Source organism: Ruegeria sp. C8 (genome assembly GCF_056537565.1).
The window spans coordinates 36,721-48,771 of sequence record NZ_JBQFRV010000023.1 but is presented as its reverse complement, the minus strand read 5'-3'; the positions used below and the strand labels follow the sequence as shown (position 1 = coordinate 48,771).

The window sequence follows — 12,051 nt, the reverse complement described above, 5'->3', positions numbered from 1 at the left end:
ATTGTATGTTTGTGTAACACAAACACCTTATCCTGTCATACTCACCAAGAGCGAGCGGCTGAGTGACTTGAAAAAGTAGTACCACCAATCTGTCTGACGTCAGCAACTTTCGGACAGATTTAGGGGTTTGAGAAACCGAGGCTTTCTAGTTTGTCGTAGCTTACATGGAGCGAAGATGAACGAGAGGCCCGGAGAATAAACGTCACTGACAAGTTGGTCAGTGACGTCAAATGCAAGAATTGCGAGCACCACTAATTTTCGGCGGGATTGCCGCAAAACCTGGTGTTGGAGGTCTCGGCGCGCGATCAGACAACGGTTGTTCACCAGCTTTATTTGCCAAGTGATAACAACTCGTCTTACGTCGTAGCCGATGCTTGAGTATCTTGAACACAACGGCATGGATCACGTTTTTGAGGCCCGCCAAGTCGCCCGTAGATCCCGGGACGAGATTTGGCTTTTGTATCAGACGACAAAGCTAAGCCTTGTTGAAAAACGACTTTCTGCCGGGAGCCCTCGAATACCAGATCGGAGCCCTTGTCGATCACGGAAACAGCTGACGATACTACGAGCTTTTGTAGCCTAACACCCGCCGATGTCGATCGTCGCAGGGGTGCGAAAAACTCTGAAGATGGACACTTACAAACTATATGATCTTTTGGACGGCACTGCAGAGCAATGTGACAATTTGATTGACGATGTATGATCCGTCGATATTACGATTCATAGAGTGATATATCGGTATAGTGGAATGAAGTGATTGTGCCTATGAATTTAGTATCTTTTGCTATCCCGGGAGTTGTTTTAATCACGCCCGAGCGTTTTGGGGATCAGCGTGGTTTTTTCGAAGAAACGTATAATCTGGACAGTTTTACAGCCCAAGGCATCGACACAGTCTTCGTTCAAGACAACCACTCGCTTTCAGGCGCCGTGGGAACGGTACGGGGTCTGCACTTCCAGGCTCCACCAAGGGCGCAGGCCAAGTTGGTTCGCTGTGGACACGGCCGGCTTTTTGATGTTGCCGTGGACATTCGCAAGGGTTCACCCACATTCGGCCAGTGGGTCGGTGAGGAACTGAGTTTCGAGAACGGGCGGATGATGTTGGTGCCCGCAGGGTTTGCCCATGGGTTCATGACATTGGAGCCTGAGACCGAGATCATTTATAAATGTTCCGACACCTATGCACCGGAAACAGAAGGCGCTATTCGGTGGGATGACCCTGATGTCGGAATCAACTGGCCGCTCGATCTGGCCGAACCGCAATTGTCTGATAAAGATAAAATCGCGCCGTTTTTGCGGGACATCGACAGCCCATTCACAATTGAGGATATCAAATGAAAATTCTGGTGACAGGCGGCGCGGGCTTCATCGGCTCTGCCGTGATCCGGCGCGCGATTGCCGATGGTCATATGGTCGTCAATGTTGATGCGCTGACCTATGCGGCTTGTCTGGATAATGTTGCCTTGGTGGCGGATGCGCCGGGCTATGTTTTTGAGCAGGCCGACATCCGGGATGCAGGCGCGATGATCGCGATCTTGAAAAAACACCAGCCCGACACGATCATGCATCTCGCGGCCGAAAGCCATGTTGACCGCTCAATCGACGGGCCTGCAGCGTTTATCGACACCAACATCACCGGCACCTACGTCCTGCTGGAAGCTGCCCGCGCCTATTGGGTCGGGGCAGGCAAACCCGATACGTTCCGCTTCCATCACATCTCGACCGATGAGGTCTTTGGTTCACTCGGCGAGACAGGCTTCTTCACCGAAGACAGCCCCTATCAGCCAAATTCACCTTATTCGGCCTCAAAAGCGGGGTCGGATCATCTGGTCCGGGCCTGGCATGAAACCTACGGCCTGCCGGTGGTGATGACCAATTGTTCGAACAATTACGGCCCCTACCAGTTTCCCGAAAAGCTGATCCCAGTGGTGATCCTGAACGCGTTGGCCGGCAAGCCGATCCCGATCTATGGGGCAGGGGACAACATCCGCGACTGGCTGCATGTCGAAGACCATGCCGAAGCGCTGTTACTGGTGTTGGAGCAAGGCAAGCTGGGCCGCAGCTACAATATTGGCGGTGAAAACGAGATGACCAATCTCGATCTGGTCAAAATGCTCTGCGCGATCCTCGACCGATTGAAGCCGGGCAAAATGCCTTATGCCGATCTGATCAGTTTTGTCACCGACCGCCCCGGCCATGATCGTCGCTATGCCATCGACCCGGCCCGTATCCGGGAAGAACTGAACTGGCGACCCTCGTACACACCTGAAACCGGGTTGGAGCAGACGGTTCAGTGGTATCTGGACAATGGTGCATGGCTGGCCGCTCTGCAGGACCGCAGCGGCGTCGGAGAGCGGCTCGGGGTGGCCGGATGAAAGCGCTGGTCTTCGGGCATAGCGGACAGGTGGCCACGGAACTGCGCAGGCATGCGCCGGCGCATGACATCACGATCGAGGCGCTGGACCGGTCCCAAGCGGACCTGTCTGATCCACAAAGCTGCGCCGCCGCAATCCGCACCACAGATGCCGATGTGATCATCAACGCAGCCGCCTATACGGCGGTCGACAAGGCCGAAGATGAGGCCGAGCTTGCGCGGATGATCAATGGTGATACGCCGGGTGCCATGGCACGCGCTGCGGCAGACCGTGATTTGCCTTTTCTGCATATCTCGACCGACTATGTTTTTGACGGGGCAGGGGCCTCGCCCCAGACTGTTCAAGACCCGACCGGTCCGCTGGGTGTGTACGGCCAAACCAAGCTGGACGGAGAGCGCCAGATCGCCCAAGCAGGTGGATGGCATGCGATCCTGCGGACGAGCTGGGTGTTTTCAGCGCACGGTCATAACTTTGTCAAAACCATCCTGAGGTTGGCTGAGGCCCGAGATAGCCTGACTATCGTGGCCGACCAGATCGGCGGGCCGACCCCGGCCACGGATATTGCCAAGACGCTGCTGACCATGGCCAGAGGGCGTGCCGAAGGCGGGGTGTTTCACTATTCCGGGGCACCCGATGTCAGCTGGGCCGGTTTCGCGCGCGAAATTGTCTCGCAGGCGGGTCTGGCCACTCAGATCACCGATATTCCAACAACAGATTACCCGACCCCAGCCCCCAGACCGCTCAATTCGCGGCTGGAGTGTTCGCGGCTTAATGAGATTTACGGGCTTGGGCGGCCTGACTGGAAAGCCGGCTTGGCGCAGGTGCTGGCCGAGCTGAAGGTCACTGATAGCCCTGCTTTGAAAGGATAGATCATGCAACGCAAAGGTATCATTCTGGCTGGCGGCTCGGGAACGCGGTTGTATCCGATCACCATGGCGGTCTCAAAGCAGCTGCTGCCGATCTATGACAAGCCGATGATCTTCTACCCGCTGAGCGTGCTCATGCTGTCGCAGATCCGTGAGATCGCGATCATCACGACGCCAGAAGATCAGGAGCAGTTCCAGCGTCTGTTGGGCGATGGCAGCCAGTACAGCCTGTCGCTGACCTGGATCACGCAGCCGTCGCCAGACGGTCTGGCGCAGGCCTATACACTGGCCGAGGATTTTCTGGCAGGTGCGCCATCCGCGATGATCCTGGGGGACAATATCTTTTTCGGCCACGGCCTGCCTGATCTGTTGCGTGCAGCAGATGCGCAAGAGAGCGGCGGAACAGTCTTCGCCTATCGTGTGGCCGATCCCGAACGCTACGGCGTGGTCGATTTCGAAGGTCAAAAAGTACGTGGCATCATCGAGAAACCGAAAGTACCGCCCTCAAACTACGCGGTGACCGGTCTCTATTTCCTCGACGGTGACGCCCCTGCGCGCGCCCGTCAGGTCCAGCCGTCCGAGCGCGGTGAGTTGGAGATCACATCCCTGCTCGAGATGTACCTGAACGAAGGGCTGCTGAATGTTCAAACCATGGGCCGCGGCTTTGCCTGGTTGGACACCGGTACGCATGGATCGCTGCTGGATGCGGGGAACTTCGTACGGACACTGACGGATCGCCAAGGTATGCAAACCGGCAGCCTGGACGAGATCGCTTGGGCCAATGGCTGGATCAATGATGAAGCGCTTGAAGAGCGGGCTCAGCTATTCGCCAAATCCACATATGGTCACTATCTAAAATTGCTATTGAGTTGACGGCCCGCGCTTTTCAAGGCGTCAGCGCCTCTTGTGTGCATGACGTCTCGGAAGCAGATGGAGACGCGCGAATCAAGGGGTTGGGTCCTAGAGAACATATCCATCCACGTTTGCCATTTGTTATTTTCTCTAAAGATGAGAAAAACGCAAAAAGAGTAGGGGCTCCGTGCATTCAACCCCAGATTGACAGGCCGTGTGGTGAGGTAAACAATTTTAGGCACTTTGCAAAATTGTAGCCAGAGTAAGGCTAGAATTTGCCATCCTGGCGCAATTGCTTCGTTGTGATGGAGTTCATATACGTATAATCTCAATATTAAGTAAAAAGGCGCCATAGTTGTCCATCTGAAGTGTTTCGATGTATCAAAGGCGCTGGGTCATTTTGTGCCCCGCAATGTGTGGGTTAGTGGTGAAGCCGTATTTAAGGCTTTGGGTTTAAAGGTAAAAAATGTCTATTCAGGATACGAATATTTCCGCTGAGGTTCGGCCTTGTAGTACAACCATTCGTGCGCGGAGCTCAACGGCTCACTCCACACAGCTATATCGCAAGATTTTTAAACGGTTTCTGGATGTAGCTTTTGTTCTGCTAGCATTGCCGATTGTTCTGCCCGTTGTAGCCCTGCTTGCAGTTCTGGTCGCCCGGGATGGTAGTAGCCCGTTTTATGGACAACAGCGTATTGGCCGGGACGGTCGCGTTTTCACAATGTGGAAGCTGCGCACGATGGTGCCCAACGCACAATCGCTTCTGGATGATTATCTTGCCCACAATACCTTGGCGCGGCTTGAATGGGAGCAGACGCAAAAGCTCAAGGATGATCCTCGGATTACACCATTTGGCAAGATTCTCCGCAAGACATCACTGGATGAGTTGCCACAGCTGTGGAATGTGATTGTCGGTGAAATGAGCTTGGTTGGACCTCGTCCGATGATGCCCGAGCAGCAGAAACTCTATCCCGGTAAAGCATATTTCTCGCTACGGCCCGGGTTGACCGGCTCATGGCAAGTGTCCGAACGCAACGCCAGCACATTTGCAAGCCGCGCGGATTTTGACACCTCTTATGCGGAAGATCTGACGTTCAAAACTGATGTTGGCATTCTCTATGCCACAGTGGGCGTTGTTGTACGGGCAACCGGGTACTGATTCATACCCGACCCTCTGTCTTTGAGTGACGGGCTGATCAGATAAGGGCGATGAATCCTTTCTTGTTGCAGGGCAATCACAAGAGGCTGCTCAAATCCTATTTCCCCGCCGTGATGAGTTAAGCGCAAAAACTGCTCAATGGCAGAGATGGTGCTGAATTGTGCGCAAACCGGAAACACATAAGGCGCCGGTGATAGATTTCATGTCGTGGCTTCATGTTATGCGACAAGCCGGTAGACTGATTGAAAACCCAACCCGGTCAACAGGGTATCCATACAAATTTGAATGGCTGACGGGCCAGGTTTTCTTACGGATTCGTTTGGCAATCTCAACTATGCCGCCTACACTCAAACCGGTTTATTTATGGATGGTTCTACTGTGAGTATTTCTGCCAGGGACGGCGACATCGCAATCGTTGGCATGGCCGCGCATTTGCCCGGTGCGTCTTCGATTGCGGCATATTGGTCTAACCTGCGCGAGGGGGTGGAATCTATCCACCAGCTCAGCAGGGAACAGCTCATTGCGAATGGTGAGACTCCGCATTTGCTTGAGCGGCCCGACTATGTGCCGTTTGCCGCGCCGCTGGATCGGTTCGAGGAATTTGACGCCGAGTTTTTCGGTCTTTCCCCAAAAGAAGCCGCCATCATGGACCCGCAACACCGCCAGTTTCTGGAGGTCGCTTGGGAAGCACTGGAAAACGCTGGCCATCCGCCTGAGAATTTTCCCGGACCTATCGGCGTGTTCGCAGGCTGCGGCATGGGCAGCTATTTCTATTTTAATGTTTGCTCGAACCGGGATCTGGTCGACGATGTGGGCATGTTCTTGTTGCGCCATACCGGCAATGACAAGGATTTCCTGTCGACCCGGCTGAGCCATATCCTCGACCTCAAGGGGCCGAGCGTGAATGTACAGACAGCATGTTCGACCTCGCTGGTCGCAACTCACTATGCAACGCAGGCTTTGTTGACTGGTGAGTGCGATATGGCGATTGCTGGGGGGGTTACGATCGAACTCCCTCATAACAGAGGTTATGTTTATAAAGAGGGTGAGGTTCTCTCACCCGATGGCCATTGCCATGCCTTCGATCATCGCGCGCAAGGCACTGTTTTTGGCTCGGGCGCTGGCGCTGTCATTTTGCGGCGTCTGTCTGATGCGATCGAGGATGGCGACCATATCTGGGGCGTGATCCGCGGCACGGCGATCAACAATGATGGCGCGGCCAAAGCCGGGTACTTGGCGCCATCTGTGGATGGTCAGGCCGCCGCGATTTCCGAGGCCCATGTGATGGCCGATGTTCGGGCCGACACGGTGGACTACATCGAATGCCACGGCACCGGCACCTATCTGGGGGATCCGATCGAAGTGGCCGCGCTGACACAGGCGTTTTCGGAAACCACACAGGAAACGGGCTTCTGCCGGCTGGGCTCGGTCAAAACCAATATCGGCCATCTGGATACCGCCGCCGGGGTGGCGAGCCTGATCAAGACCTCGCTGGCCCTGCATCACAAGCAGATCCCGCCCAGCTTGGGCTACGAGAAACCCAACCCGGCGATCGATTTCGAGAACAGCCCGTTCCGGGTGAATGACACTCTGACCGATTGGGTCTCGCATAAGGGCCCGCGCCGCGCCGGGGTGAATTCTCTGGGTGTCGGCGGCACGAATGCGCATGCCATTCTGGAGGAAGCGCCTGAGCGAGCCGCATCCGAGCCGTCAGATTGGCCGTTTCAGATCCTCACGGTCTCGGCGCGGGGCAAGAAAGCGCTGGATGCCAACAGCGCAGCACTGACAGCGTATCTTCGGGCCAATCCTGAACAAGATTTGGCCGATATCGCCTGGACGCTGAAAAACGGAAGACGTGGGTTTGAAAAGCGGCGCGTCATCGTCGCCGAAACCCATGAAGAAGCCGCCGCGATCTTTGAGGAAAACGATCCGCGTCGGGTTTTCACCCATACGGTGATCTCGGACGCGCCTGAGCATGTCTTTATGTTCCCCGGCGGAGGCGCTCAGTACGCCGGTATGGCGCGCGACCTCTATGAGACCGAGCCAGTCTTTGCCGATTGGATGGATCGGGGTCTGGATATCCTGCAGGCCAAGCTGGACTATGATATCCGCGCGATCTGGCTGCCCGAACCGGGCGAGGAAGAGGCTGCGGATGAGCGGTTGAAAACGCCCTCGGTACAACTGCCGCTGATCATGATCACCGAATATGCGCTGGCGCAGCTTTGGATGGAATGGGGTGTTCAGCCCACCGCTCTGGTCGGCCATTCGATGGGCGAAAACACCGCCGCTTGCGTGGCCGGTGTTATGTCGTTTGAGGATTGCATCGGTCTGGTGCATCTGCGCGGGCGACTGTTTGATACGGTGCCCGCCGGCGGCATGCTGAGTGTCCCCCTGCCCGCCGATGATCTGCGGCCGCTTCTGGGCGATGACCTCGATCTGGGTGCCGTGAACGCCCCCAGCCTGAGCGTCGCAACCGGACCACAGGCGGCGCTGGACGATCTGGAGGAACGTCTGCGCAATCAGGGTGTCGACTGCCAACGCATCCCGATCGATATCGCCGCGCATTCGCGGATGCTGGAGCCGATCCTGCAGGAATTCGGCGACTATCTGCGCTCGATCGAATTGAAGGCACCGCAGATCCCGTTCCCCTCGAACCGCAGCGGTGACTGGATCACCGAGGCTGAGGCGACCGATCCCGAATACTGGGTCGGCCATCTGCGCAACACCGTTCATTTCGCCGATTGCATCACCACGCTATCCGAGAACCCAGAGCGTATCTTCATTGAGGTCGGCCCAGGCAAGGCGCTGGCCTCTCTGACCGGACAGCATGACAAGGTCGACGCCAATCAGGTGATCAGCAGCCTGCGTCATCCAAATGATGATGTGGCTGACGATGCTTATTTCATGGCCATGCTGGGCCGGATCTGGGCTTTGGGCGGCGCGTTCGACTGGGAACAGATCTGGGGCGAGGCGCGGCGCAACCGCGTGCCTCTGCCCACCTATGCCTTCCAGCGCTCGCCCTATTTCATCGAACCCGGCACGACACAGACCGAGACAGCCAGCCAATGGCTGATGCGCACCGAAGACCCCGCCGATTGGGGCTATCGCGTGGCCTGGACACCGAAATACGCAGCCTGCGATGTCGATGTCACCGGCGATCTGTCGGATGCGGCACAGGAAAGCTGGCTGATCTTTGCGGATGAGGCTGGGCTGTGTACCAACCTGACCGAACGCCTGCGGCAAGCCGGTCACAAGGTTGTCACGGTCACGCCCGGCGATGCCTTTGCCCGCATCAGTGACGATCACTATCAACTGGCCCCCGAACGCGGGCGCGAAAGTTATGACGCGCTGATCCGTGATCTCGTCGCGCAGGAACACCTCCCAACCCGAATTGTGCATGGCTGGCTGCTGACACAGGCCGAGACCTTCCGCCCCGGCGGTAGTTTCTTCCATCGCAATCTGGAACAGGGCTTTTACAGCTTGTTCTTCCTGGCGCAGGCCATTGGGGACGAAGATCTGCCGATGCCTCTGCACCTCCATGTCTTTAGCTCGGGCGCATTGCAGGTGAGGGGTGAGGCCCTGCCCTACCCGGAAAAAGCAACCGTGACCGGCCCGACCCGCGTGATCCCGCGCGAATTCCCTGGCCTGACTTGTGCGCTGCTGGATATCGACCTGCCGCAAAGCGCGAGCAAACGCCGCGCGCCTGCCCTGCCCGAGGGGCTGACGGATCAAGTGATGGAAGACCTGCTGGCTCCGCCCGCCTCGTTCACGGCGGCGATCCGCGCGGGCAAGCGATTTGAACAGGGCTATCGCCCGCAGGCTCTGACGGAACCGTCTCTGGACGATCTGCCCCTGCGCGATGGCGGCACCTATCTGATCACCGGCGGTTTTGGCGGCATTGGCCTGACACTGGCCGAAGCGCTGATTGCCAAGGTGAATGCCAACATCGTCCTGCTTGCGCGTGGAGACCTACCACCACGGGACCAGTGGGAAACCGTGCTGAACAACTCGGCCCCGCAGGACAAAACGGCCCGCCGGATCCGGGCCATCAAAAAGCTAGAAGCCGCAGGCGGCAAAGTACTGCCGATGCCGGTCGACGTCAGCAACGTTGAAGAGATGCGCCGCTGCGTCGAAAGTGCCACACAGGCATTCGGCCAGATCAACGGCGTGATCCATGCGGCTGGCCTGATCGACGACGCGCCTATCATGACTAAGACCATGATGGAAATCGAGGATGTCTTTACACCCAAGATCCATGGCACGCAGGTCATCGACCAGATCTTCCCGGACGGATCGTTGGATTGGCTGGTTCTGTTCTCATCCAGCTCAACCGCAACGGCACCTGTAGGTCAGGTCGACTATGTGGCCGCCAATGACTACCTGAACGCCTATGCGCGCGCGCGTTCGGGCGACAAAACGCAGGTTGTGTCGGTCAACTGGGGTATATGGGCCGATGTGGGCATGGCCGCGGATGCGATGGAGGCTCGGACAGGCACCGCAGAGCCCGCGCCCGTAACCTCGGCGGACGTTCCGATGCTGGATCAGGCAAGCTTTGATGACGCGGGCAACCGCCTTTTGAGTGCGACTTACAACGCCCATGACCGCTGGTTCCTGAACGATCACCGGACCAAGGCCGGGCATGCTCTGATCCCCGGCACCGGTTATCTGGAGCTGGCGTCTGAGGCACTGCGTATGCAAGGCGAGACCGGTCCGTTTGAAATTCGCGATCTGTATTTCCTCCGCCCCCTTGCGGTGTCCGATAGCGAAGATCAGCAGGTCCGTCTGCGCCTGCCACGCAGCGATGTGGGCTATGACCTAACGGTTGAGAGTGGATCGGATGATGCGTTCGAACTTAACGCCCAAGCCAGCCTGTCTCTGCTGCCGCTAATCGCGCCCGCACCGCTGGATGTGGAGGCCATCACCGCCCGTTGCGGTTCGACCCATCAGGCCGAAGGTGCAGGGCGCCTGCGATCCCCGCAGGAGGCGCATCTGAATTTCGGCCCGCGCTGGCGGGTGCTGACCTCAACTGCACTGGGGCAGGATGAAGGTCTGGCTCATTTAGCGCTGCCGGACGCCCTGCAAACGGATATCGAGGCAGGCTACCACCTGCACCCTGCCCTGATGGATCTGGCTACGGGCTGGGCGATGGAATTGATCGCGGGATATCAGGCCGCACACCTGTGGGTGCCGGTCTCCTACCGCTCGGTCCGCGTTTATGCACCACTGCCCGCGCAGATCGTCAGTTGGGTCCGCAACGCGGGCGACAACCGGGCCGAAGGCGAGGCTGCCAGTTTCGATGTCACCATCGCCGCCCCGGACGGCACGATCTGTATCGAGGTCGAGGGCTTCTCGATCCGCCGGATGGAAGATGCGGTGGATTTTGCCTTCACCGAAAGCGCCCCGGCGATCACCTCTGAGGTCGACGCCCCGGCGCCCCTGTCCCCGGCCGAGGAGCGGCTGCGCCACAACCTGTCTCAGGGTATTCCGGCGACAGAAGGGGCCGATCTGTTCTTCAAGGCACTGGCCAGCGGGCAATCGCAGATCATCCTGTCCTCACTGGATTTGGACGGCTTGATCGCGCAGGCCGCAGATAGCGGTGCGTCCACCGAAAGCTCGGATCAGAAATTCCAACGTCCCGAGTTGGACTCTGATTACGTCGCCCCGGAAAATGACATCGAACGCCGCCTCGCCGGGTTCTGGCAGGAATTACTGGGTGTTGATGAGATCGGTGTCGAGGACAGTTTCTTCGATCTGGGTGGGCATTCCCTGATCGCGGTGCGCCTGTTCGCGCAAATCCGGAAGGCCTATAATGTGGACTTCCCGATCTCGGTCCTGTTCGAGGCCCCGACCATCCGCAAATGCGCCGAACTGATCGCTGCCCGCGGCGTGCCGAAAGATGGCGACGAAGGGGACGCACCAGCAGCGGCCCCGGCGACACCGGAACGTCGCTTCACCCATCTGGTGCCAATGCATTCCGGCGAGGGCGGACCAAAGACTCCGTTCTTCCTAGTGGCAGGCATGTTTGGCAACGTGCTGAACCTGCGCCATCTGGCGCATTTGGTGGGCACCGACCGGCCATTCTACGGCCTGCAGGCGCGCGGTCTGTATGGTGATGAGGAACCGCACCGCGATCTGCGCGAAGCCGCCAAGGATTACATCGCCGAGATGCGGCAGGTGCAGCCCTCGGGGCCGTACATGCTGGGCGGTTTCTCGGGTGGCGGTATCACGGCTTATGAGATTGCGCGCCAGTTGACTGAAGCGGGCGAAGAGATCGCAGCGCTGGTCATGCTGGATACGCCTCTACCGGTACGGCACCCGCTTAGCAAAGCGGATCGGTTGAAGATTCAGTTGCAGGAGATGCGGAACAAAGGCGCAAGCTACCCCATTAAATGGGCCAAAAACCGGATCGCATGGGAAATCCAGAAACGCCAACCCAAGGAAGAAACAGCCGAGACCGGCCAGCAATTCCATGACACCGAGATCGAGGCTGCGTTCTTGGAAAGCGTCAACAGCTATCCCTTGCATTCATGGGATGGCCCCCTGACCCTGTTCCGCCCGCCTTTGGTCGGGAAATGGGAACTGGGGCCGGGCAAATTGGTGCATCACGAGCGTTATTACCTGACCCACGACAACGATTGGACGCCCTGGGTCCCCAATATCGAAGTGTTCGAGGTGCCCGGAGATCATGACTCGATGGTGCTTGAGCCCAATGTCCGGGTGCTGGCAGCGCAGATGAAGACCTGTCTGGAAAATGCCGAGCGTCAGATCCCGCGTCCAACCCTCCGGCAGGCGGCGGAATGAC

Annotated in this window: 6 protein-coding genes; all 6 read left to right on the top strand. The window is 57.9% G+C overall.

The window, feature by feature from the left end; translation table 11 throughout:
- The first annotated feature begins 765 nt into the window (after positions 1–765).
- Complete coding sequence (rfbC, locus tag ACR0KL_RS21110) at positions 766–1,335, top strand: dTDP-4-dehydrorhamnose 3,5-epimerase (protein ID WP_170644134.1); 570 nt, start codon at positions 766–768, stop codon at positions 1,333–1,335.
- A complete protein-coding gene (gene rfbB / locus ACR0KL_RS21105; RefSeq protein ID WP_170681512.1) occupies positions 1,332–2,372 on the top strand; it encodes a dTDP-glucose 4,6-dehydratase in 1,041 nt (346 codons plus the stop codon). The genes rfbC and rfbB overlap by 4 nt, the downstream gene beginning before the upstream one ends.
- Positions 2,369–3,241: a dTDP-4-dehydrorhamnose reductase gene (gene rfbD / locus ACR0KL_RS21100; protein WP_170681510.1), complete on the top strand. Its 873-nt coding sequence runs from the start codon at positions 2,369–2,371 to the stop codon at positions 3,239–3,241. The genes rfbB and rfbD overlap by 4 nt, the downstream gene beginning before the upstream one ends.
- The gene (gene rfbA, locus ACR0KL_RS21095) at positions 3,242–4,111 is read left to right on the top strand and encodes a glucose-1-phosphate thymidylyltransferase RfbA (protein ID WP_170556555.1); all 870 of its coding nucleotides are present in this window, start codon (positions 3,242–3,244) and stop codon (positions 4,109–4,111) included.
- Between the two features lie 445 nt (positions 4,112–4,556).
- A complete protein-coding gene (locus ACR0KL_RS21090) occupies positions 4,557–5,249 on the top strand; it encodes a sugar transferase (RefSeq protein ID WP_170644103.1) in 693 nt (230 codons plus the stop codon).
- A gap of 363 nt (positions 5,250–5,612) precedes the next feature.
- Entirely contained in the window at positions 5,613–12,050 is a 6,438-nt protein-coding gene (locus ACR0KL_RS21085; protein WP_170681508.1) for a type I polyketide synthase, read from the top strand.
- The last annotated feature ends 1 nt before the right edge of the window (position 12,051 follow it).

What these genes read in the sequence shown, in the direction of transcription:
- rfbD (WP_170681510.1), top strand. Translation starts at nt 2,369, where the DNA reads ATGAAAGCGCTGGTCTTCGGGCATAGCGGACAGGTGGCCACGGAACTG.
- ACR0KL_RS21085 (WP_170681508.1), top strand. Translation starts at nt 5,613, where the DNA reads ATGGATGGTTCTACTGTGAGTATTTCTGCCAGGGACGGCGACATCGCA.
- ACR0KL_RS21090 (WP_170644103.1), top strand. Translation starts at nt 4,557, where the DNA reads ATGTCTATTCAGGATACGAATATTTCCGCTGAGGTTCGGCCTTGTAGT.
- rfbC (WP_170644134.1), top strand. Translation starts at nt 766, where the DNA reads ATGAATTTAGTATCTTTTGCTATCCCGGGAGTTGTTTTAATCACGCCC.
- rfbB (WP_170681512.1), top strand. Translation starts at nt 1,332, where the DNA reads ATGAAAATTCTGGTGACAGGCGGCGCGGGCTTCATCGGCTCTGCCGTG.